Genomic DNA, 23,635 nt, shown 5'->3' with positions numbered 1-23,635 from the left:
CTCCTATCCCTGTTACTTCCTAATTCCTTTTTAGTGGGGGAGTGTGAACAGTTACAGGTTTAATTGTTTTATTACGAATTAATGTAGTTAATATACGTTTCTTTTTGCTTGGTTGGTAAACCCAAAGTATTTTTTCAGCCAAAATTTCTTTCCAGCTTTTATTGTCAGCTTCAGCACGTTTAGTATATTCTTCGAGACTTTTGGCAATGCAATAGAGCATTTTCAGAATATAGGTTTTACCTGTATCGTTTTCACCAATAATAATGTTAATTTTTTGATGTTTCTGCCATTCTAATCTTGAGAATATGCCTAAGTCTTCTAAAAGTAGATATTTAAACATCATCGTCACCTACCCTATTTAAAGCTTGATCATAAAACCTTGGGGAAGTACCAATGTACTCATGCTGCGTTCGGCAAAATGGGTAGCCCTTCGCTCAAACTACCCATTTACCCGTTAGAAATTGAAGAACCATAGTACGAATTTTTGTCATAAGACCTCGCGGTAAGTGGGAAACTCAGACACAAAGCGTGCTGAGAGGGAAGCGGCACGGGCGGTAATAAAGGCATTGAATCTTTTAACTTGAGTAGCTATAACCATCTTCTATTAATGCTTCTAAGTGAAAAGCAATTGCTTCTTGAATGTTTTGTTTAATTTCTTCTATTGTGTCACCAACAGTCACACATCCAGGTAAGTCAGGTACGTAAGCAGAGTAGTTGTCTCGAGCTTTTTCAATAATAATTGCGTAACGCATTATCAATCCTCCAATTGTGATTGTTTAAGATGTTCGGATAAGTAGGGGAGGTTGGTGTTGCCGAAGTTTTGAGGAAAAATGTGATCCATGGGTCACATTTTTGAGTTGCTTTCCTCGCCAGGCTTGTGTGTACACCGTAGCTCCCGATAGCAGAGCATGGCATAAGCCATAGGGAGTTGCAGAGTGGGAATTTAAGGCTAAGATAGTAGTTACACTCGTAATTACATTGGCGAAAGTTTAATGATCCAAACCTTAAAGTTACGCAAAATTGGTAATTCAGTAGGGGTGACTTTTTCTAAGGAGTTGTTGGAAAAACTCAATCTTTCTGAAGGAGATACCGTATTTGTGACGGAAACTGAACATGGACTCCAGCTAAGTCCTTATGATCCTGAGTTTGAGAAAGCAATGGATATTTATCGGCAAGGTAGCCAGAAGTTTCGTCAGGGATTGAAGGAACTCGCTAAGTCAGAAACCCCACGGCGCGAGGTGTTTGGTGAATGAACCGACCTGGCTAACTGAACAGATGGTGCTTGCTATCCATAAGGATTTGATTTCTCAGTATGGTGGGTTATCTGGGGTGAGAGATAGCCGGTTATTAGCAGCAAGTTTAACCCATCCCCGGCATCAGTTTTCCTATCAGCCGGGAGTTTCGCTCCTGGAATTAGCAGCGGCTTATGGTTTTGCTTTGTGTAAAAATCATCCTTTTGGGGATGGCGATAAGCGGACAGCTTTTATGGCAATGTATGTTTTTTTGGGGTTGAATGGTCATGGTTTTAACGCACCAGAGCCGGAGATAGTATTAGTGATGGAGGGTTTAGCATCTGGGGAAATTGACGAAAATGCTTTGCAGGTTTGGTTAGGAAAATATGCTGGTGAATTGCTATGAATAACTTGATGCGATAAGTAATGCAACAGAATTTATTACATAAGTGATTTTTCTGTTACCTGTTAACTAGGTGGACGTGAGATAACCAAAATGTGTGAAGAAAAGTAAGTAGGAGTTTTTTGAAAGGGTACGCTATCGCCTATTTTTGAGACTATTAAAACCTCAAATTCAATCATAATAAGGGTTTTGCAATATTTTGCCGAAAATATCATAAAGGGAGCGGTAGAGCCAGTATTATTGTAATTAAATAGGTGGGCTATCTAGTTTAACAATAGGTAAAAACTTTCGACATATTGGGCTAGTTACTTGATTAACAATAAATTCTTTATGTAAAGCCATCTCAGCATAAGTTGTCATACTACCATCTATTTTAATAGCAATAGTTCCTCCACAACAGCTATTACTGATAAGCCCTTTGGCAGGAAATGTATTTAAATGTGTAGGCTTTAAACTAGGAAGACTAGCAGCACATTGTTGAGATAACTGAGTACATAAAATATGAGCATCTGGTACCGAAGAACGCAATCCCTCTATTATTTCTACACGAGGATTATTGCTAAAGCGATTGCGATCTATTGAGAATATGATTAGTTTTGGTTGGATAAAACTACAAAATAGCTGGGCAAAAGTTTTACTATCTCCACCACCGGATCTTCCACCATGATGAGGAAAAACAAGTATGTCAGCATTCAAACTATTTTGGTCTTGAATGAGATTGTCAAATCCCACATTGTCAATATCCCCTGCTAATATAGCCACTCTGTGGGAATTGTGAACTATACCGATAACGGCTGATATTGAATTAGAGGTTAATTTCCGTCCCTGTAAATCTGTTCCTCCAGCACCACCAAGTATCAATTCATAGGTTGGTGCAAGTACTTCTAAATTGACTGAGCCAATATTAAACTTTCCCGTCTCTGTTGTAGTTAGTTTAGAAATTACAGTTCCAAACCGTTTACGTGCGTCTTGTAAAGCAATACGTAAATCTAACCAAATGTCACTTTTCTTAATTGCGTCAGGGTTGATGTGTACATTGTGAATTTTAATATCTTCATTTGCAAGTAAGTCAATCATACCTCCAATATGATCTGCATCAGAATGGGAAATGAGGATATGTAAAATTTCTTTAATAGATAGATGCTCAAGAGTTTCTGCCAACGTACCTCCAGGTGGACAGTCAATAATGATTACGTCTTTTGCATCTCTGATTAACGCACAATTTCCATGTCCAACATCTAAAATAATTAGTTCAGGCGAGTCCATCATCTTCATCTGGTTCAAGTGCTAATTCAAATTTTTCAAAATACAGATCATCAGATTTTTCTGCTCCTGTGTTTACGTGAGCAAATAAACGGATATTTGGTTTTAATACAACTCTAATATTTTCTGGAATCAGAGAAGCTGGAAAACGAACAGCCTTATGGGGATTCCAACTGGGAACAAATGCATCTATAACACTTTCATGAGATTCTTGATCAATATTAGTAATCCTGACTATTGTTCTACGAGTTTTTCTGTTACTCGGTATTTTACCACAAAGTTCTGAGGTACAAATTTCTATTCCCTTAGCAATGCTTGAAGCATCAGCTTCTTCTCGACTTAGTAGTACAGGTATTTTATGTCTCCATTTTCTAATTGAAAAAGATGTATCCATCTCTGTGTATTGAGTTATCAACAGTGATGGAAATTTTAGGTCATATAAAGCTGCAACTAATTCTGCTCCATAAAAGTTGGCAAATCCAGAATTACTCAATCGGTGATCACACACAGCACCTTGAGCATTTTCTCTAATAAGTGATACCAATTCATTGATATTGTGAAAATGTCCCTCGTCTAATAAAAATGGTTTATAACCTGCGTCCTCTATTTCCCAAGCTGTTGCTTTAGATTGTGTGGTGTCATCATCAACTATAGCAATTATTTGTTCATTAAAATCTTGTGTTATGTCCATAAAATTTACCCTCCAATAAGTGCTATTTTTACAATAAATTCTGCTCCACCTAATTCACCTTTTGGAATGGCCTTTATCATTCCTCCAAGATCTGTTACAGAATCCCTAACAATTGTCAATCCTAAACCTGTACCACCTTCCCTAGTTGTTTTACCAGGTAGCCAAATTTCGTCTAATTTTATATTCAGAATTCCTGAACCATTATCTAAAACTTTAATTATTAAATAACTTTCTTCAATTTCAATTCTGATAATTACTTTACGTCCTTCTATGCGTCCACCTTCAACGTTAAAAGCATTTATAGCATTTGTCAAAAGATTTGTAATAATTGCTTCTAACAAAGCATCGCTTCCATAAATGCAAGGTTTACCATCAACTTTCTCTTGTACAACTTCAATTTTACCTTCGTCAAAAAAACTTTGAAAAAGTGCAACAGTATCGTCAATAACACTATGGATATCTACAGCACCTACACGACGTTTTTCTCGTTTTAACAGATGCAGTGGAAAATTAGAAAAGCGGAGGAATGACTTAACTTTATAAAGCATTGCTACTGGTTCTTCTAAATAAGCATCATATTTTTCCCCCAAAAATTTTTTACCCATTTTTTCTATTCTCTTAGCTGCTCTTTCAATTAAATTCAATGGTTTACCAGATTCATGAGCAAAAACTGCTGCTGTTGTTCCTGCTGTAGCTAGACTACGATAAAGCTGAAGGTCTTCACGTAATATCTTGGTTTCACGTTCTGTTACATTTTCATATTGCTGAACAACCTCTCGAACTTTAGGACGAGATTCTTGAGGAACTTCTGCTTCAATAACTTCTTCGATTCTTGCTTTAGCTTCTGTAATATCACGAGGAACTTGTTTCTTAACTTTTTCTCTGTGCGTTTCAGTGACTTTAAGCCTTTCTTTAGCCATCCATTCTAATACATCAATTGCAAAGCGTTTTAACTCTAAAAAAGCTTCATTTTCAATAAAACCAAGTCTATCAGTTTTCTGAAGTAACATATCTTCAGGGTCTTTGACAATTACTCTACCAATAACTGTTGTTGTTGAAGGACGTACCTCTGGATTCCTAGATCGTGCATAATTTAATCTCAACCAATCATCGTCTTGATCACCATAAGGCTTCACCCGCAGTCCTCGGTGGTATAGACGAACATTTCCCGCTTGAGCAAGCCATTTTTTAACTTGTGTGATGGAGACAGACGCATTTCTAGCTGAAAAACTTTGAGGATTTAGCAAGAATACCCACAATTCAAGTTCTGTTCGAGGTGTTTTATAAGGTTCTTGAGAAAGATCACTATGCGCTGCATGAAAAATTACATTTCCTTGCCAGTCTAGCAAACTTGCTTCAGCAAGACCGCCTTCATTTATATTAGCTTTCAAATGATATTCAGCATCATCAAAGTAAGAATTATTTACTTGTTTTTCAATCTCAGCAAATTCTGAAGCAATAAGTTGAATACGGAAACCAGCATGGTTATCAAATGGATCTGCTAATAATAAAAGTTCCCTAGCGAGTCTTTGAATATCGCGCTTTGTGAATATATTTTTCAGATTACTAACTATAATTTCAGTTCCATGCAGTTTATCTGTGCTATTTTTTTGGATATTAAAAGGCACATCTTCAACTACATCAACTTCTTGAAAATCATCCCAATTAATTGTTAGAGAATATTCAACTCCTGGCTGATATTGAGGTCTAGTTTTCAAAATTACTTGAGAACCTTGCTGTAGAGCAGCTAATCTACCTAATCCTTTATTACCTACAGGTAAGCGACCTAACGGAGTGAGTTCACGAACGGCTTTTTTTGAGCGTCCTAGCACCAACCATCCTTCACTAATAGCATCTTCATCCATACCAATACCATTATCTGAAATAATAATTGATCCCCCTATGGTGCTAATTTTGACAACTTCTACTGTGCATTCAGTAGCATCAGCATCATAAGAGTTCTTAACCAATTCAATGATTCCTTGGTCTGGATTTGGAAGGAGTTCTTCTCCTAGCCTTTGTAGAATTTTTGGTGAAAACTTAAAATGCATCATAGGAATAAGCGGTATGCAGAAAACTCAGTTAATTAACCCTTAGAAAACAGTTACCTCAACTCTGATGAATTGAGAATTTTCGGTTGTCCGTTGCAGTTAACCTTCATGGTAGATGAAACCAAAGTAAATATTATTGGGAATATTGGTAGATCATTGCAATTCTTGTAACATTTCATTAACTCCATCTATATCGAAAATATCTGGATTAAAGTTTTCACCTACCCACTCCGTTCCCTGTTCCGTTTTCAATCTTTAACTTAGCATACTCAGCTGATTATTGTGACTGACTCCCCTTTTGGCGTTTGATAGCTGCTTCTGTCATTGCTAGTAATTCACCCATTTCATCACCAAAAAATCCTATAGGCCAATTATTAATATTGCCATAAGCATCTAATTCTAAAGGAATTAATTGGGAGTTTCCTTGTTCATTTAATTGACAAAAGTACAATGCAGCGTCTTTTTCTTGGAGTTCAGCTTCAGCAATACGTCTTTGTAACCTCCGCAGTAAATGTTCACTATGAGTTTCGATAATTATTTGCATATTTCTAGTTTTAATGACATCAATAAATACGTCTGCTAAACCGGCTTGTACTGATGGATGTAAATGAATTTCTGGCTGTTCAAAAATCAATGTTGAACCTTTGGGTGCATAATAGCAAAGCACTAAAACTGGTAAGATTTGAAAAACACCGAAACCTACATCTGTAATTAACACTTCAGAAGAAGTAGGAGTGCGACGCACACGTAATTCATATTCTTGACGATTTTCGGCAATTGGTTTTAATTGAAAATCATAAATTAATCCTAATTGACGTAACCATTCTGCTACACGCTGTTCTATTTTTTTCTCTTTATCTCTGGTTCTGGAAGCTAATAAAGCCGCAATAACTTGTTCTCCTTTTTTGCCTACATCCTGTGGTTGATATCCAGCCCATACGTAGCTACGACGTGGATAATCTCGCAAGGATCCAAGATAATAAATATTTTGAAAAAGTCCTTCAAAGGCTAATACAAAATCTGCCAAAAAAGCGGTATTTTGATAATAGGAATTTATCTGATTTGGAAACCCATAACTTTTAATGGGTTTTGGTAGTGGCCATGCTTTACCTTTAAAGTGCTTTACAGTGTAACCTTGAGATAATAATTTATATTCACTTTGATTCTGATTATCTTGTTGCTCGATTCCAAACAGATAATTTTTATTTTCATAATCAAAACTATAAGTCATGCTTTTTACAGCCAGATTTTCTGCTGTAAGTAGGTGAACAAAATAAAAATGAGGGGTATTGCGTTTTATAAAATGGCTGAAACTCAATCAGAATATCGCATTGAGACAACTTTACATACCGTTACATACCTTTAAATTTTCCTGTTGACCTACTTAACTGCAATGTTGACATTAAATGATAAAGATGGAATGGAAAATATAATATCATCTAATTCCCCTTCGGGATTAATAATATTCAGATATTCTGGTAAGTCCCAAGTTAAAGAAAAAGCTAGTTCTCCGGGAATTTGATGCTGATATATGACATCATAAATTGTCCCTAAATCAATATAAGTTTGCTCATCTCCTGTATGCAATACTCGTTGAGGGTCTGCTGATTCAACAGTTTGTTTCAGCATTAATAATAGTTGAATAATTCCAGTTTTTCCTGAACTATTATTCCCAAATAATCCTGTTAAGGATGCTAATGGCATTTGTCCAGTATTTTGCCAAGATTTAAAGTTATGAATAGTTAGGTTTCTCAGCATATTTTTAAATTGANCTGTGTTCGTTTCAGGTAAATTTCTCCTAACAGCTTATATGATGAAGCTGTCAATTTCCGGCGGTTGTAATCTTGAAAGATTTGTAAACATCCTTGAGCCATTTCTTCGCTACGGTTGAGATTTTGTAGAACTTCTACCTCTAGGTAAACACGAGCAATACCTAAAGCCTCTTCGGCTTTATTTACTATTTGTCCCAGGTCATCAAAATAAGTAAAGCCTTTGTAATAGGATTCCTCAAATAAAGCAATCTTTTCTGGTATTGAAGAGTTATCAATAGGTAAAAGATGTAGATGTGCTGAATAAAGTAAATTGAGTTTAGTGTAATCGTAAGCAATATTTTGTTGATATTGTCGTAGAGTATTGATTTCTATAGCTTGGTGGATATTTTTCTCAGCTTGTTTAAGTAATTCAGTAGTTTCTGTTGTGTTTGCGGTATTTTTGGCTAATAAAATTTGACAGTAAGCCATTTGTCGAAGCCGTATAGCTACATTCTTATCTTTACCTAATTGTTGATAAAGTTCCCGACTTTGTTCATAGTAACTTATCGCTTGTTCGTATTTACCCCAACCTTGATAAATGCTTCCTAGCTGTTTATAAGCATCAGCAATATTAACTTGGTCATCTAACTGCTGACGAATCGCTAAATCTTGATTTTCACAATCAACAGCTTGCTGATATTTTCCCCATTCTCTATAGCAATCAGCTAGATTATACCACAAGTCAGATACTGTTTCCTCTTTACCTAATTGTTGATAAAGTTCCCGACTTTGTTCGTAGTAACTTATTGCCTGTTCGTATTTACCCCAACCTTGATAAATCCATCCTAGCTGAAAGTAAGCTCTGGCAATATTGACTTGTTCATCCAACTGCTGACGAATAGCTAAATCTTGGTTTTCACAATCAACAGCTTGCTGATATTTTCCCCATTCTCTATAGCAATTAGCCAAGTTATACCATTGATTAGCTAAATTACTCTCTTTACCTAATTGTTGATAAATCTCCCGAATTTGTTCGTAGTAACTTATTGCTTGTTCGTACTTACCCCAATCTTGATAAATCCATCCTAGCTGAAAGTAAGCCCTAGAAATATTAACTTGGTCATCCAACTGCTGACGAATAGCTAAATCTTGATTTTCACAATCAACAGCTTGCTGATATTTTCCCCATTCTCTATAACAATCAGCCAGATTATACCACTGATTAGCAACATTTTTTTCCTTACCTAATTGTTGATAAAGTTCCCGACTTTGTTCGTGGTAACTTATCCCTTGTTCGTATTTACCCCAACCTTGATAAATCCATCCTAACTGAAAGTAAGCACTAGCAATTCTATCTTGGTCATCCAACTGCTGACAAATAGCTAAATTTTGATTTTCACAATCAACAGCTTGCTGATATTTTCCCCATTCTCTATAACATTCACCTATGCAATACCACTGATTAGCTACACCTTTATCTTCACCTAATTGTTGATCAATTTCTCGACTTTGTTTGTGATAACTTATTGCTTCTTCGTATTTACCCCAACTTTGATAAGTTTTGCCTATGTGATATAGTGCCAATGATTCACTTTTAGGTTTATGAATTTCTTGGCTAATAGTTAGCATTTGCATAAAACAGTCCAAAGCTTTTTCATACTTTCCATGTAATCTGTGACAAACACCTCGATTATTCCAAAAAAGTATAAAAGCTGAAGGTTCAATATATCGAGCTAATTTCTCAAAACATTCTTGATAATAATCAATTGCTTTATCAAATTCACCTTTTTCTTGATAACAATTAGCTACAGACCAAACTATGTAAGGACTAAAAATACTATCTGCATCCTCAGTTAATAACTCAAAAATTTCAATAGCTTTATCATAATTTTCTTTCCTGACATAAGACATCGCAGTGATAAAAATTAATGCCATTTGACAACTTTCATCATAATTATGAAATTGACGGCTAATTTCTAGGCTAGGTGTCATTTCTTCACCCAGTTCTTTTACCAAATTTCTAATACTATCAAAAAGCGAAGGTTCTAATTGATTAACAATTTCTGTTACATAATTATCTAATCCTAATGATTGACCGCAAGCAACATACAAAATAGCTGTTTTTGCTTTAATCTGCATTTCTTGAGATAGATTTGCATCATTAGCTACTGCTGTTAATTTGGCTATGACTTCACCTTTTTGATAAAATAGTTCAACTTTTCGTAGTGTTCGCAGGAGTTGCTTAATTAGATCATTGTCAAAATCATCATCTATACCAATGTAAGTAATAACTAATTTTTCAATAATATTTTTTCGGAAAATATTACTAACTTCAACTTCAGCAATAACTTGTCCTGCAAAAAATAAATCTTGCAAATTAAATTCTACATTCTTTAATATTTCTGCTGAATCATCTTCTGCTTTTAAGTAAATAATAATTGTATTATCAGCAACAGAGGTTTTTATTTTTATATCGCCATATTGTAGTAGAGGTTGATAATCTTGTAAATTACTAAATAATTGATCTATTAATTTCTTAACTTGTCCAGGTAGATGAATTCCATAATACCCTAAAGACAACAAAATTGGCTCATTCCAGCGAGGTTCATGGAGATGTTGTTGAATTAGTTCTTGAATTTTACTTTGGTCATTATCTGCAATATAACGAGCCGCAAAATATTCTTCAAAAGTCAAGTGCATAAAACCATAAACACCAGGTGCGCGTTCCACAAATAAACCTGTTGTTTCTCGCACTTTCCGCAGAAATTCTCCCACAGCTTGACGGACTAAATCCGATTCTGGTTCAGCACCATTCAGTTCCGCCATTTTGGTTGCTAGTTGCTGTTGCACTTCTGCCTCTGTTACTAAACCAGAAGGCTTTTCTTCGTGCATCCAATATGCTAAAGGTGCTAAAAGTTCTACTACTTCAGTTTCTCTTAATACGACTTTCGGAGCATCTGGTAATTTTTTACTAAGTTGCCAATCTTCTATCAAAGTTTGCACTGCTAACTCATATAACCTTACCCGACGGTTAGGTAAACGTTCCCCATTGCGGTGAATCAGTGCCAAAATAGTTAATAATAGTGGATTTGCTGTTAAACGCTTCACACCTTCATTTTCCTGAACTGCGTTTAAAATATTTGCTGCTTGTTCATTACCTTTTCTTTCTATTTGTTCTTCACTAGCATCTGGTTGTTGTGCGTTTTCTACTGTTCGACACCAGCGATATAAAAACTGTTCTACCTTTTCGCTGCTCATATCTTCAATAATATATTCAGCAAAACGGCTGCTTAGTTGCACATCACGATAACCAGCAATGCGGCTAGTAATTACGTATTTATTATGGGGAAATTTATCAACAAACTGATTAATAGATTCTACAATTTCTCTACGACTTTCTTGATCAAATACTTCATCTAAACCATCTAGTAATATTAAGCATTTTCCTTGACGCATAGCATCTAATAAAAATGCTGCTACCTCAGTTCCCATTTCTTTTTGTGTTTGAAAATGAGCTTCCCACTGACGATAAAACTGGACTAGATATTCAGTTAAAGTTAAAGTTGGTTGTTGTTTTAGTTTCTCTGCATAATCAGCAATACGAAAGAAAATAGGCAGGAGAGTTTTTCCTAAATCTTCCTTTGTGTCTCCAGCAATTACTGTTTCTAAATCCTCTCTTTTAGCTGTGGCAAAATGCAAAGCTAAATAACGTAAAAGAGTAGTTTTACCCGCACCAGGAGCGCCTAAAATTACGCTGTAAGAATTTGCTTTGACTACCTGGGATAATTCAACTTTTTCTGTAATGGTTTTGGTACTAGAAATAGATATGGTTTTTTCTCGTACAGGTTGATAATAGTCAGGTTCATCCCTATCATCGAAATTAATTCCTGTTCCTTTAACTCTACTAAAATTAGAGGGAGATTTTAAAACAGTTACTGCTTCAAGTTCTCTACTTTCAGAAGTATCAATGATTTCTTGTCGTCGTTGTGCTTGCAGGGAAACATAAATCTGGTCAAGGAAAATATCAACTTGACGATTTACTTGCATTACCCCACTCATTTTGAGATAGGAGTTTTCAGCAATTAGCCATTCTAAATAAGGATAAAGTAAGGGATTACGAGTTTCAAATTGTACTACCTTTTCTCGCCAATCCCAAAAATCCGGCGCACGGTGACGAAACTCATCGAGAAAGTTAATTTGATTCAACCAAAAAATTAATATTAAGTTTCTACCAAATAACTCTTCTCGTCCTAAGTTTAAACGCTGCATTTCTCTAACCAATCTATCTGTAGGCAATTGATCAAGACCAAATGCCATTATTAATTTGCGCTCTGGTTGTTTATTTTCATCTAAACTATACAAGAAGTTATGAAAAGAATTTTCACTATAAAAAAAGTTGTGAAAGTGAAAATTTTCTTCGCTATTTTTTAAGTCTTCTTTTAGCTGTTTTACAACCAAATGTTGAGGACTACTCTCTGGAGTAATGGCAAAAATAATTGTTGTTCCACTGGAAATTTCTAAGATGCTGACTAATTTTTCTAATTCTTCTTTATCAGCTTCACTCAAAATATAATTGGAGTCATCAGAAAGCATAGTTAGCACCAGTTAATAGTTAGTAATCTTTCCAGAATAGTCACGTTTTTACAGAGAATTGTTAGCCTCTTGCCAACGTTGTAAATCTTCTATCAAAATAGGATTGATATCAAACCAAGATTGTTTTTTTGAATTGTAATAACCCAAGATGAATTTGTTTTGTAAAAGCTCATCACAAATAATAAATTCGCCTTTTTGTGGTAAACTATGGGTTTTAGAGGTTAACTTCCCGGTATTGTGTACTGAATGAATTTCGGGATATTGGTAATCATCTAAATTATATTCTCTGCGAACTTCTTGCACAGCTTCTTTTGCCGTTTCCAAATCTATTAATTTCAATTTTTTTCGCAGTCCAATTTCACAAGCAGTGCGCGCTAATCTCACTAAATCTCGAATCACACCACCGCTTTTTTCACAAATCAGTTCTAAAGCATCAGGTGTAAATAAACCTTTATAATCATAGCCTAAGCTATCGAGTCGTTTATTAATTATATTTAGAAGAATCTTTCTGCCTATATGATCAGGGTTATTTGTAGGACATAGATTCTGATCACATTCAAAAACGGGAGGATTATTCAAATCTAAACATTTTTGAAAGCTTTCCATTGGTTGTCGAAAATTAGGTGAATATCGCAAAGCAATGGGAATTGCATAGATAATATGACAACTTAATTCTGTTAGCAATGAACTGGAAAACATATCTAAGGCTGTAACTAAATCATGTCTATCTAGTCCATCAACAATAATAAATAATTTTTGTTTATTTTCTTTTTCAGCAGTGAGAATAATCTCATTAACGCTATCAATAATTTCAGTTAATTTCGGACGGACATTAACGGTTTTAGTGATTTCTCTGGTTAAGCCACGTTTGAGAATTAATCCTGCTTTTTCGATAAATTCTGGCATTCCCAAACCTTCAGTATGAGTACCTTTATCTTGATAAACTACTGTCTTGAGTGCGTCCTGTAATCTTGTTAATAATTTATCTTTTTTAAATAACCAATTAGATTTAATAGCTTGCTGTGCAATTTGCAAACCAATCAAAACTACAACTTCAGCATAGCCAATGTTATATCTATCTAAGGCTGTTTGGGTATCTATCCAAATAACAGTATGTGTATTCGCTAATTTTTGTTCTAGTCGTCGCAGTTCAGTAGTTTTTCCGCCACCTCGATGACCTGCAAGTAAAAATTTTACTGGATCATCTTCCATTTCCAATAAGCTAACAAGCTGATCTACAGGACTATTATCTCTGGAGACATAAAAATGTTGCAAGTCCTCAGATGTAGCTAGTGGTTCTTCTGGTTTGAATAGCTGGTAAGCAGGTTTCCAAAAGTTGGTATTACTCATATTAGTGATGAACTGGGCAAAAAACTCTGTTTTTAGGATATTATCTTTACTTAGTATAATACTATAATATTGTTATGTATCAATTTTAGATAAAGATATTCCACTCAGAGGATTACAAAAAATAAAATACCCAATTTCTAATCCCGAATTTTTAATTGTCAACGCCAACCTAGCCGACGTAAGCAGGGGACAATGAGGTAATGGGTTATACTTAAGGAAAAGCTGATTAAGATACTTACTAAACTAAAAAAACCTATGGGTGAAAATATATCCAGCCCTTGTGGTTGACTGGAAAAATGGAATAAATGTAGTCCCAATCCTAAACGCACGAGAATGGCTATGAGGTTGGCGCTACCTAAACCTGCAATGACTGCGTAGGCGATTTGATGACTGCGAAGACCTAAGCCAAGGGTTAATAGGGGAAGTGAGATTAAAATCCATGTTACTAAGCTTTCAGCCGGATTTGGTGTAGTGATGAATTGACAAGCTATCCAGCCTAAACTGTAGCCAATTAAGCCCATTAAGGCTGTGATGAGAAACCGCCGCTTTTGTCCAAAACAACCTGATAAGGTTAATCCCCAACCTGTTCCCAAACCGGCAAAACCATACAGTATGGTTTCTGCGGCTATATAAGGTTGATTTTTGACTAATGTGGGGAATTGATAGGCTAGTAATTCTAGCCAGCGATCGCCTAAACTGGTATGGTAAGCTAGGAAAAACCCAATCATAGTCCCGATTCCCGCACAGATACTCGTCAAAATCATTACCCAAATAGTCGCCAAACAAGCGGATAAAAATTTGTATATTCCCTGAATTATTAATAAAGTAGTATTACCTATAGCTTGGGTAAATTCAGTGATTGATTGAACAACAGATTTACCCGTACTACTGAATAAACCTAGTTGTGGAGATGGGGAAGCGATACTTAATAACCGTTTATGTATAATAGCTGCGTTAGCTGGACGTAATCGCACATCATCTTCTACCATTTCATCAATTAAATCCGCTAACTCTGGTTTAATTTGCCGATAATTCCGCCAACGCAATTTTCCAGTTAAACTATCTTCCAATTCGGATGGATATTTGGCGGTAAGTAGTTGAATCATTGTTCGTCCCAAGGCATAAAAATCTGCCGATGGTCCAATATTACCGCCGCGAATTTGTTCTTGGGGACTATAACCGGAAGAGTACAAGCGTGTAGATGTGGGGTGCGATCGCAAAACTGACCCATTAAATTGTTTAGCACCGCCAAAATCAATTAGCACCAATTGATCACTTTTGGCAGGAGATACTGGCGTAGAAGTCCGTAACATTAAGTTAGAAGGTTTTATATCGCGGTGAATAATTTGGCGTTTATGTAACTCCTGTAAAATCAACACAGCTTGAATAAACCAACCGACTACCAAATCTTCGGAACAACCTTGAGGAGAATTTATTAATACTTCCTCTAAAGTGTAGCCATTAATCTTTTCCATTACCAAACAAGGTAATTGATGGGGTTTAGGATTAATTAAGTTAACTTGAAAATATCCATCAGCATCAACTTTAGGTACACCAGAATTGCGGAAACTACTTAAAACTTCCGCTTCTTGAATGAATAATTCCAGGGCCTTGGGTGAAGTCTCTACCAGCACCTTCAGCACTTTTTCTGTCTGTGTCTTTTCATCCCAAATTGTGTAAATTTGGGCAAATCCTCCCGCGCCGAGAGGTTTAAGAGAGAAATAGCGATCTAACAGATGCAGCGGTGCGCCACAACTGTTACAGAATTTGTTTCCCCAAGGTTGAGGATAGGGACGTTGACAATGGGGATTTATGCAGTGAACCGCGCTCTGATTTATCTGGGTCAAAACCACGAAAATACACAGGCTGGATCGATTTTAGCGTCTATTTAACTTTAGTTCTAGATATTCGTCTAAATAACTCTAACTGGCCATTGCCATTAGTCTTTGTCCCAAATATCGAGCCTTTTTTTGGGTCAGAGGAGGGAATTACGGGTATTATTGAGGTTCTCCCAGCATGACAATCGAACATTTCAAATTGTTAATCACTTGGGTTGTCACTTCACTAACGGCTAATCCTCCAGCGGTGCGATAGCGGACAGAACGCAAAACCACTAAGTCAAATGCCTGCGCTTGCTCAATAATGACTTTGGCAATATCATCACCACCAATTGTTAAAATATTTGTATTGACTTGTAACTTACCTTGATTAGCAATAGCAGACAATTGAGAAGTAAAGTGTGTAACCTGCTCATTAGCCATGAGACTTTGCCTTGTCCCGCCGTAGGCATTGCTCACGTGCAACAGCACAACCTCAGCTTGATTAGCATCAGCTAAAATTTGGGCAAATCTGATAGTCCCGATAGTCACCCTCATTAAGTCACCAACAGGAACAAGAATGCGTCTGATTTCTGTCGGACTTTTTAACAGGCGTGTTACCGCTACCGGACAATGAGAAGACCAGAAAACCTGATCAATGAGACTACCAAATAAACGGGCGCGGAAATTCCCGGTATTTCCCCAACCCATCACCACTAAACTAGCATTATGTTCCCGACTGGCGTGACTAATCCCCAAAGCGACATTATCATCAATCCGAATAGTCGGTGATGCTTGGACGTTAAATTCTTGACTAATTTCGGAAGCCAACCTCAATCTTTCCTGACTTTGTGCTAGTGCCGTTACTAATTGTGGATCATCCATATTCAGATGGGCTTTAGTAATAGCTAAAGGCATAATCTGTCCAGATTCATGACGGGCTATAAGTGCTGCCATTTCCAGCAAATAACGTTGCGTCAGCGGGTTATAAATGGGAACTACAACAATAAATGGCGGGTAATCTTGTTGCAAACGGTTGTCTGCTGTCTCTGGTGGCTCTATTTGCTCTTGAGATTCCCACCACACCGATAGACTATCTGCTTTCCATTCCGAGGACGGGACGACTTGTAAAGACCTCGCAACCTTAGCTGTAATTATTGGACCCATGATAGCAGTAACCAACATCAGGACAATAACACTATTTAAGACACCCTCATTAATTAGCCTCTCACCAGCAGGATTTACAGATTGATAGGCAACTAATGTGGCTGCTAGTGTGGCTGCTACCTGCGGTAGGGATAATGACCACATTGTCAGCATCTCGGAATTGTTATAGCGATAAAATGTTTTAGCTAGAAAGGCTGCCACAAATTTACTGCTAATCAGTGCCACGACAATTGCCACAGTTAAAGTAATTGAACTGAGAGTTTTGATAAACGCAGGTATATCAATTAGTAATCCCATGTCCACAAAGAAACAAGGGATAAAGAGAACACTACCCACAAACTCTACCTTTTCTTTAACAGGGCTATTTCCCAAAACGCCATTGACTGCTAAACCTGCCAGGAACGCACCAACAATTTTTTCAATTCCAATCGCTTGCGCTCCTACAGATGCCAGAAATAAGGCCAGTAAGATAAACAAAAATTGATTACTCTCTTCCTCTCCAGTGCGGCGGAAAAACTCTTTTCCTACTTTATTAAACCCAAATAAAATCACAACTGAATAAATTGCTAGTCCAGCCAATAAAGTGAATAATTTAAAAGCTGTGAAATCTCCTCCATGAATACCTACACAAATTGCCAGTAATAACAATGCACCTGTATCAGTAAAAATCGTTGCCCCAATTGTCACTGTGACTGCTTCATTGCCTATAACTCCCAACCGACTGATAATTGGATATGCCAAGAGAGTATGAGAAGCTAGTAAAGAACCTATCAAAAACGAAGAATTCCAGCTAAAATTGAATAAACGTCCCGTAATAACCCCCGCAATTAAAGGCATTAAAAAAGTCAGGAAGCCAAAACCCATTGAGCGATTTTTAGTTTGACGAAATTGTTCAATATCAATCTCTAAACCCGCTACAAACATCAAATAAACTTTACCAATATCTGAAAGCAGTTTTATAGTTTCCGATTTAGGGTTGAGGAGATTGAGTCCATTTTGACCCAGTAATACGCCTGCTATTAGTAAACCCACCAATCCAGGTAATTTCAGTCTCTCAAATAGCGGTGGAACAATAAAAATAGCTATGAGGAGAATTGTGAAAGAAATGATTGGTTCATTGAGAAAATCTACTGGCATTTTTCATAAAATAATATTTATATATATGATAATACAAATATTATGAACATAAACATAGTATATTATAACAGTTTGCTATCTTCCTCCCTGCTCTATCTTAAGGTATAACTGTTTCCTACCGGAGATGATATCCTGACATCAGAATTTTGTGAATATTCCTGATGCTTGATTAATAGAGGAATAGAGCATCAGGAATATCAAGCTGAATTTTATATTTGATTTAACAACTATATCCATCCCCAGTCATAGGAAAATTGTAATCAGCAAAGATAGCATGATTATTATGATCACCGCTGGTTTCTTGATCAAGCACTTCGATAACTTTATTATAAATATCTTCCGCTTCTTGGGGTGAATCACCAATACTGGTTAATCCTAATTTACCAAACTGGGAAAGACAACCCATGAGATGAAAAACTGTACCTGTTTCTGTGCCACTATCAAAATGTAATCTGTGGTGAGCGATAATATCCATTAAGTCATTAGGTAATAATCCCTGATAATTAGGTTTTTGTAAATTGTCTGTAGCAATATAATATTTAGGTCTGCCTTGTTGACTATAAAATAATCCAGTGGATAAATCATAACGACCATTGGTTAATAATTTTAAAGTCATAAATGGGTGAGTTGTTCCTCCTTTACGAAGATTGATTTCAATGGCTTGAATATCCCACATACCATTACCTTTATCAACGGTGACAAAATCAACGGCAAATCTTTCTAAAGCTCCTTTTTCTGCTAATTTATTCCCAACTCTTAAACCTAATTCCTGTAATTCACAGCGATAGTTTTTATCGGCAGGAAAGCGACAACCTATATAAATTTGTCCGTCTGGTCCGCCTAAAATTTGGTCATGGGTAGAAAGGATTTCCACTTCTCCATTGGGTGTAATTCTACCTTGGACACTGGGAGAATGTTTGATTTCTCCTTCGATAAAAGCTTCCACTATTGCCCCTAATTCGGGAATGCGTCGAGAAAAATTTGCCCAAGTTTCTTGTGAGGATTGAAAACGTAAATGCAGGAAGCGATCGCTAATTGCTGCTACCCTGTGACTATGATCAGCCTTTCCCGGTGCAAAATCCATGATTTCTCGTAAATCCAACAGTGCATTCCCTTCTCCCGAAAAACCTTCATTCAACTTAATTACCATTCTTTGTAATGTCGGTTGACGTTCCCACAAATCAGCCGCAGCATTGGCTAAATCTTCATAATTCCTGACTAACTCGCTACCGTCAGGAAGTGGGACATCACTTTCTTGAAAAATCTGTCTACTGCCGCTTTTTGTTCCCCAAATTTGTAAATCTGGTGCAGCAGCATATAAAGGTACACCCAACTTTAAAGATAATTGTGATTCCCAAAAAGTGGAATTATAACATACCATGAAAGCTTTATCTAGTCGCAAAGCTTTATGAATTCTTTCTAATAACCGAGGACGTTCTAATATTTTTTGACTGAGGGGTTTTAAAGAAGCATCATAGGTAGAAAGTAATAATAAGCGATGACGAGCATGAGAAAAAGGAATACCCGGAAGTAATTGCAGATAATAATCAATAATACTAGGATGAAGTGGCATTGATGTCACATAAATTAACCTAGTCCGGGGATTTCGTAACCGCATTAACGAAAAAAGTAATCTTTCTTCATAATGCTCACATCCTTCTACCTTGAGTAATTCTCCTTGATCTATACTCAAAGAAGGAATAATTAAAATATCTGCTTCACTATTGTCGAATAATTCGCTAGTTTGCCAACGCTCACGTAATGTTAATTGTAAATTACGAAATTTATCAACTTCTTGTAAATCATCAACATTTAATGTCACCATATCCCTATTCCCATATTATTTCTTACTTAATATATACCCTATAAAGTTGCATAGAATGAAATTTCAATAATTATTAACCGCAGATAAACGCGGATGAATTTATGGATTTTATAATTTTGTGCAACCTCACATAAAATTAGTATTAAACTTTGCGCCTTTGCTTCTTTGTGCCTTTGCGCGAAACAGAATTCATGCCGTCATTATGCAACATCACTGTGTGAATACGGCAAAATATAAAAACGTCCAGAAGCACGAAAAAAGTTAGGAAATGTGTACTGGATTAAGACGCGGTATACTGTATCTGCATTAATTCTTAACTCAATTACCCATGACTCAAACATTAGACTTCATCAGAGTTTCTCCACCAGGAGGAAAAACACCAGATGCGTTAATCGTCACTTTACATGGTTGGGGTGCAAATGCCCAAGATGTGGCATCTTTGATTCCTTATGTCAATTTACCTGATTACGAGTTTCTCCTCCCCAACGCTCCCTATCCTTATCCCTATGCTGATACGGGTAAGGCATGGTATGATCTGCGGACAGAAAATATGTATGATGGATTAATAGAAAGTAAACAACTACTCATAGATTGGTTGCTCTCTTTAGAAAGTAATACGGGTGTACCGTTATCACGCACAATTTTGAGCGGATTTTCTCAAGGTGGGGCGATGACTTTAGATGTAGGATTAAGCTTACCCTTGGCTGGTTTGGTAGTCATGAGTGGCTATTTACATCCTAGTGTGACAACGCTGAATCAAGGCAATTTTCCGCCGACATTAATCATGCACGGTACAAAGGATGAAGTCGTTCCCTTGCAAGCGGCGATTAAGTCGAGAGAAATAGCACAATCTCTAGGCGTAGCGGTGGAGTATCATGAATTTGCAACGGGACATGAAATTAATTTACAAATGTTAGAAGTGCTACGAACTTTTGTTCTTAACACAATTAGTTAGGTTTAGTTACAAAAATTTTTCAAATTCTGGTAAAAATCACAAGAATTTTTACAAATTTAATGCTCATTCATGAGTAAGATAGAACAGGTGGAAGCAACTCCACCCTAAGCTGAATTCAAGCGCTGCAAAAGGGAGGGGCAAGCATTATGAAAACTCTAAGCATTTCCAAAACAGAAATTTCTGCTATGACGGCAACAGAGGTAAAAGATTTGGCTACACGTCTGGAATTAGATAATTATAGTAATGCTTTTGAGGGTTTAAATGATTGGCATCTATTGCGGGCGATCGCTTTTCAGCGTCCAGAGTTAGTTGAAGCCTATATCCACCTCTTAGATTTAGAAGCTTACGACGAAGCCTAAGAATTTTGGATTTGAGATTGGGGATTTGAGATTAGGGTTGAGGGGCTAAAATCAAAGGTAATCGGAATTTTGCCCCCAAATGCTATCATCTACAAATCTTCAATCTCAACGGGTTCTTATCTGTGTAGGCGGTGGTATTGCCGCTTATAAAGTTTGTGAATTGGTTTCTACACTGTTTAAGTCTGGGGTGGAATTGCGAGTTATTCTGACTAAATCTGCCCAAGAGTTTATTACTCCTTTAACATTAGCAACTCTATCTCGTCATCAAGCTTATACAGATGATGATTTTTGGCAGCCAATTTATCAGCGTCCATTGCATATTGAGTTGGGTGAATGGGCTGATTTAATTGTAATTGCGCCTTTAACTGCTAATACTTTAGCTAAGTTAGCTTATGGAATGGCAGACAATTTATTAACAAATACTATTCTCGCTTCTACCTGTCCTGTGTTGTTAGCACCTGCCATGAACACAGATATGTGGGAACAGGTGGCGGTACAAAGAAATTGGCGACAGTTATTGACAGATGGTAGATTTTATGGTATGGAAACTGGTTCTGGTTTATTAGCGTGCGATCGCATTGGTGCTGGTAGAATGGCAGAAGCCGCAGAAATATTTGTTGATATTCAATCTTTATTACACACCCAAGGAAACAGAGATTTAGCTGGGAAACAGGTTTTAATAAGTGCTGGGGGAACGCGAGAATTTTTAGATCCGGTGCGATTTATTGGCAATCCTTCCACTGGTAAAATGGGTTTAGCATTGGCACAGGCAGCACTGCACAGAGGCGCAAAAGTAATATTAGTCCATTGTCCTGCAAGTTGGGATGTACCTTTGGGAGTAGAAGCAATTGCGGTTGTGAGTGCGGAGGAAATGCAGCAGGTAATGTTCCAGCATTTAGCCAATGCAGATATCATTATCATGTCAGCCGCAGTTGCAGACGTAAAGCCTAGAGATTATAGTAGCGAAAAATTGCCCAAGCGATCGCTCCCCGAAAATCTTCCTCTAGCAGCAGTACCGGATATTGTCGCTGAACTGGGAAATCGTAAACAACCCCATCAATATTTAATTGGTTTTGCAGCACAAACTGGGGATATTATTACACCTGCAAAAGAGAAATTGCAAAGAAAGAAATTAGATGCAATTGTAGCGAATCCTATTGATAAAGTTGATAGTGGTTTTGGGAGTGATAATAATCAAGCGGTGTTTTTAGATAAGTCAGGAAGAGAGTTAGAAATTCCGGCTTGTTCTAAGTTGGAAATGGCGCATTATTTGTTTGATTTTGTTGTTTAATAGAATCAAATTATATTGTACTTTCTTTAGCATTCTGGAAATCAGCAAATAATTCATCTTCACTAATACCTCTTGTTTCCAGCAATTGTTGGATTTTTTGGACTGCTGCTTGTAAAGCCATTAAATCTTGTTTTTGAGGAGTAGGTTGTGTTGGTATGTAGTAACCTATTGGCACTTCATGAGAAGTAATTGCGATTGGTTCAGATGTTTGTTGTGTGTACTTATGTAAATTGGCACGAAATTCTTTGATTCCTACAGATTGGATATCCATAATAGTGAATTGACAAAGTGTGTACACCTAAGTACACTATAACATGAACTTTGAGTTATTGATAATAATCAAGCGGTGTTTTTAGATAGGAAAGGAAGAGAGATATAAATTTCGGCTTGTTCTAAGTTGTAAATGGCGCATTATTTGTTTGATTTTGTTGTTTAATGGAATAAAATCACATTTTTATTTTTACTTAGGATTTTTGAAAATGACAGTGCATTTACCCAGAATTGGCATTACTAGTTGTATGAGGGCAATATCATTACTTGAAGAGTATCCTCAAAATATTGTTGGTAGTTTTTGGCTCATGTGTGGTTATGGATTTGAAGATAAAATACTTCCTGATTGGTGGATTGATAATGTTTTAGAAGGCAATCAAGCACAAGGTATTATTAATGCGTTTGAAAAAGGTTATTTTAAGGGAGAACATGATAACCCTTTATACTTAGGATTTTGTATTATTGTTGTTGCAGATTCATCCAATCCTGCTCATTTATCTTATGTCATTCAACACCTTAGAATGTGGGAAGCTGAGGGAATTGGTTTATTAAGAATCATGGCACGTCATAATATATCTGCTCATACGGAAGTTACTTATCCTAAGCACTTTTTAAGTGATCGTTATGGAGAAAAAAATCCTACTTATCAATATCTTCGGAAAGAACTATATCATTGGTCAGTTCAAGTCTGGGAAGATTATTGTAGTTATCTAATGTCTGAACATGGTCAACGGATGTTTTGCAACTATTGTGAAAAAATCAATGCTGTTAAAGATGAAGTCAAAGCTACTGTAGAAAAAGGTTCTAAACCTCTAGTTTTAACAGAAGGAGAAACTGATCCAATTTATATTAAAACCGCTTTAAAATTGCTAGGAGAAAAGGAAATCTTAGCACAAGTTGATATTGAATGGGTAGGAATTTCTATAGGTAAAGGCAAAAGTATCAATACTGGTGATGGTGGTTTAAAAAATACCAGAGATGTTCTGATTTCTAACCCTAAATTCTTGACTAGAAAAGTATTATTGATTTATGACTGTGATACTGATAAATCTAATGAAGATCATGAATTATTGAAAATCAGAAAAATACCTCAACAAAAGAATCGAAAAGTCAAGAAAGGTATTGAGAATCTATTTCCTGATCATTTATTTACAGAAGAATTTTATTTACCAAAAACTAAATATGGTGATTATGGAGAAGAAAACCAAATTCAAGAATTTCAAAAAATGAAATTTTGTAAATGGATTTGTGAAGAAAGAAAACAGGCTGAAGATTTTGTTGATTTCAAGATCATTATTGAATTTATCAAAGATTGCTTAGGAACAGTTACTTATTAAAGCATCATTCGAGCGATTAGAAAGATGCCTCCAGCACGCTACGCGAACGCGGCTACACAGGCAAAACCCACCTACGTGGATTTCAAATACTTTATTTTCTTAATATAGAAAATTTGGTTCTACCGCTCCCTTTATGGAGAAAT

The 23,635-nt window shown here is 36.4% G+C and carries 19 protein-coding genes; 6 read left to right on the top strand and 13 right to left on the bottom strand.

The genetic code is table 11. The features are described 5' to 3' along the window. Positions 1–19: 19 nt before the first annotated feature. The gene (locus FJR05_RS02525; RefSeq protein ID WP_174783554.1) at positions 20–343 is read right to left on the bottom strand and encodes an AAA family ATPase; all 324 of its coding nucleotides are present in this window, start codon (positions 341–343) and stop codon (positions 20–22) included. Between the two features lie 232 nt (positions 344–575). Then, positions 576–752: a type II toxin-antitoxin system HicB family antitoxin gene (locus FJR05_RS02520; RefSeq protein WP_168642660.1), complete on the bottom strand. Its 177-nt coding sequence runs from the start codon at positions 750–752 to the stop codon at positions 576–578. 240 nt (positions 753–992) lie between these two features. On the opposite strand from FJR05_RS02520, the gene FJR05_RS02515 reads away from it, so the two are divergent. Beyond that, a complete protein-coding gene (locus FJR05_RS02515; protein WP_168642659.1) occupies positions 993–1,253 on the top strand; it encodes an AbrB/MazE/SpoVT family DNA-binding domain-containing protein in 261 nt (86 codons plus the stop codon). Then, entirely contained in the window at positions 1,246–1,638 is a 393-nt protein-coding gene (locus tag FJR05_RS02510; protein ID WP_168642658.1) for a type II toxin-antitoxin system death-on-curing family toxin, read from the top strand. Before FJR05_RS02515 ends, FJR05_RS02510 begins: the two co-directional genes overlap by 8 nt. Positions 1,639–1,881: 243 nt before the next feature. On the opposite strand, the gene FJR05_RS02505 is transcribed toward FJR05_RS02510, so the two are convergent. From FJR05_RS02505 to FJR05_RS02460, 10 genes are all read right to left on the bottom strand, one after another. Then, entirely contained in the window at positions 1,882–2,904 is a 1,023-nt protein-coding gene (locus tag FJR05_RS02505) for a ComEC/Rec2 family competence protein (RefSeq protein WP_217385505.1), read from the bottom strand. Then, complete coding sequence (locus FJR05_RS02500) at positions 2,888–3,589, bottom strand: hypothetical protein (RefSeq protein ID WP_168642657.1); 702 nt, start codon at positions 3,587–3,589, stop codon at positions 2,888–2,890. Before FJR05_RS02500 ends, FJR05_RS02505 begins: the two co-directional genes overlap by 17 nt. Before the next feature lie 5 nt (positions 3,590–3,594). Then, positions 3,595–5,643 carry a sensor histidine kinase gene (locus FJR05_RS02495; protein WP_217385503.1) on the bottom strand — a complete coding sequence of 683 codons (2,049 nt, stop codon included), beginning with the start codon at positions 5,641–5,643 and terminating at the stop codon, positions 3,595–3,597. A gap of 274 nt (positions 5,644–5,917) precedes the next feature. Next, the gene (locus tag FJR05_RS02490; RefSeq protein WP_168642656.1) at positions 5,918–6,871 is read right to left on the bottom strand and encodes a DUF3696 domain-containing protein; all 954 of its coding nucleotides are present in this window, start codon (positions 6,869–6,871) and stop codon (positions 5,918–5,920) included. Between the two features lie 149 nt (positions 6,872–7,020). Then, entirely contained in the window at positions 7,021–7,398 is a 378-nt protein-coding gene (locus FJR05_RS02485) for an AAA family ATPase (protein ID WP_168642655.1), read from the bottom strand. Further along, complete coding sequence (locus tag FJR05_RS02480; protein WP_168642654.1) at positions 7,392–11,984, bottom strand: tetratricopeptide repeat protein; 4,593 nt, start codon at positions 11,982–11,984, stop codon at positions 7,392–7,394. The genes FJR05_RS02485 and FJR05_RS02480 overlap by 7 nt, the downstream gene beginning before the upstream one ends. Positions 11,985–12,032: 48 nt before the next feature. After that, on the bottom strand, positions 12,033–13,334 hold the full coding sequence (locus FJR05_RS02475) for a P-loop NTPase fold protein (RefSeq protein ID WP_168642653.1): 1,302 nt from the start codon (positions 13,332–13,334) through the stop codon (positions 12,033–12,035). A gap of 158 nt (positions 13,335–13,492) precedes the next feature. Further along, entirely contained in the window at positions 13,493–15,187 is a 1,695-nt protein-coding gene (locus FJR05_RS02470; protein ID WP_371416773.1) for a protein kinase, read from the bottom strand. 144 nt (positions 15,188–15,331) lie between these two features. Further along, the gene (locus tag FJR05_RS02465) at positions 15,332–17,455 is read right to left on the bottom strand and encodes a cation:proton antiporter (protein WP_168642652.1); all 2,124 of its coding nucleotides are present in this window, start codon (positions 17,453–17,455) and stop codon (positions 15,332–15,334) included. 220 nt (positions 17,456–17,675) lie between these two features. After that, the gene (locus FJR05_RS02460) at positions 17,676–19,280 is read right to left on the bottom strand and encodes a peptide ligase PGM1-related protein (RefSeq protein ID WP_168642651.1); all 1,605 of its coding nucleotides are present in this window, start codon (positions 19,278–19,280) and stop codon (positions 17,676–17,678) included. 328 nt (positions 19,281–19,608) lie between these two features. Here FJR05_RS02460 and FJR05_RS02455 point away from each other — a divergent pair, with 328 nt between their 5' ends. The 3 genes from FJR05_RS02455 to coaBC all read left to right on the top strand — a co-directional run bounded on the left by FJR05_RS02455 (position 19,609) and on the right by coaBC (position 21,885). Next, positions 19,609–20,235, top strand: a complete 627-nt coding sequence (locus tag FJR05_RS02455; RefSeq protein ID WP_168642650.1) for an alpha/beta hydrolase — start codon at positions 19,609–19,611, stop codon at positions 20,233–20,235. Between the two features lie 146 nt (positions 20,236–20,381). Then, positions 20,382–20,594, top strand: a complete 213-nt coding sequence (locus tag FJR05_RS02450) for a DUF2555 domain-containing protein (protein WP_015078552.1) — start codon at positions 20,382–20,384, stop codon at positions 20,592–20,594. 79 nt (positions 20,595–20,673) lie between these two features. Next, positions 20,674–21,885, top strand: coding sequence for a bifunctional phosphopantothenoylcysteine decarboxylase/phosphopantothenate--cysteine ligase CoaBC (coaBC, locus tag FJR05_RS02445; protein ID WP_168642649.1), 1,212 nt, complete (start codon positions 20,674–20,676; stop codon positions 21,883–21,885). A gap of 10 nt (positions 21,886–21,895) precedes the next feature. Here the strand turns inward: coaBC and FJR05_RS02440 are convergent, their stop codons facing one another. Beyond that, entirely contained in the window at positions 21,896–22,156 is a 261-nt protein-coding gene (locus tag FJR05_RS02440) for a prevent-host-death family protein (RefSeq protein WP_168642648.1), read from the bottom strand. Positions 22,157–22,304: 148 nt separating this feature from the next. Here FJR05_RS02440 and FJR05_RS02435 point away from each other — a divergent pair, with 148 nt between their 5' ends. Further along, positions 22,305–23,492: a hypothetical protein gene (locus tag FJR05_RS02435; RefSeq protein WP_168642647.1), complete on the top strand. Its 1,188-nt coding sequence runs from the start codon at positions 22,305–22,307 to the stop codon at positions 23,490–23,492. The last annotated feature ends 143 nt before the right edge of the window (positions 23,493–23,635 follow it).

Origin of the sequence: Dolichospermum sp. UHCC 0259 (assembly GCF_009711935.1) — a bacterium.
Lineage (GTDB): Bacteria > Cyanobacteriota > Cyanobacteriia > Cyanobacteriales > Nostocaceae > Dolichospermum.
Note: the sequence above shows the minus strand (reverse complement) of the source record. Positions and strands in the feature narration are given on the sequence as shown.

What these genes read in the sequence shown, in the direction of transcription:
- FJR05_RS02455 (WP_168642650.1), top strand. Translation starts at nt 19,609, where the DNA reads ATGACTCAAACATTAGACTTCATCAGAGTTTCTCCACCAGGAGGAAAA.
- FJR05_RS02500 (WP_168642657.1), bottom strand. Translation starts at nt 3,589, where the DNA reads ATGGACATAACACAAGATTTTAATGAACAAATAATTGCTATAGTTGAT.
- FJR05_RS02465 (WP_168642652.1), bottom strand. Translation starts at nt 17,455, where the DNA reads ATGCCAGTAGATTTTCTCAATGAACCAATCATTTCTTTCACAATTCTC.
- FJR05_RS02525 (WP_174783554.1), bottom strand. Translation starts at nt 343, where the DNA reads ATGATGTTTAAATATCTACTTTTAGAAGACTTAGGCATATTCTCAAGA.
- FJR05_RS02450 (WP_015078552.1), top strand. Translation starts at nt 20,382, where the DNA reads ATGAAAACTCTAAGCATTTCCAAAACAGAAATTTCTGCTATGACGGCA.
- FJR05_RS02440 (WP_168642648.1), bottom strand. Translation starts at nt 22,156, where the DNA reads ATGGATATCCAATCTGTAGGAATCAAAGAATTTCGTGCCAATTTACAT.
- FJR05_RS02495 (WP_217385503.1), bottom strand. Translation starts at nt 5,643, where the DNA reads ATGATGCATTTTAAGTTTTCACCAAAAATTCTACAAAGGCTAGGAGAA.
- FJR05_RS02520 (WP_168642660.1), bottom strand. Translation starts at nt 752, where the DNA reads ATGCGTTACGCAATTATTATTGAAAAAGCTCGAGACAACTACTCTGCT.
- FJR05_RS02460 (WP_168642651.1), bottom strand. Translation starts at nt 19,280, where the DNA reads ATGGTGACATTAAATGTTGATGATTTACAAGAAGTTGATAAATTTCGT.
- FJR05_RS02490 (WP_168642656.1), bottom strand. Translation starts at nt 6,871, where the DNA reads ATGACTTATAGTTTTGATTATGAAAATAAAAATTATCTGTTTGGAATC.
- FJR05_RS02485 (WP_168642655.1), bottom strand. Translation starts at nt 7,398, where the DNA reads ATGCTGAGAAACCTAACTATTCATAACTTTAAATCTTGGCAAAATACT.
- FJR05_RS02475 (WP_168642653.1), bottom strand. Translation starts at nt 13,334, where the DNA reads ATGAGTAATACCAACTTTTGGAAACCTGCTTACCAGCTATTCAAACCA.
- FJR05_RS02515 (WP_168642659.1), top strand. Translation starts at nt 993, where the DNA reads ATGATCCAAACCTTAAAGTTACGCAAAATTGGTAATTCAGTAGGGGTG.
- FJR05_RS02505 (WP_217385505.1), bottom strand. Translation starts at nt 2,904, where the DNA reads ATGATGGACTCGCCTGAACTAATTATTTTAGATGTTGGACATGGAAAT.
- coaBC (WP_168642649.1), top strand. Translation starts at nt 20,674, where the DNA reads ATGCTATCATCTACAAATCTTCAATCTCAACGGGTTCTTATCTGTGTA.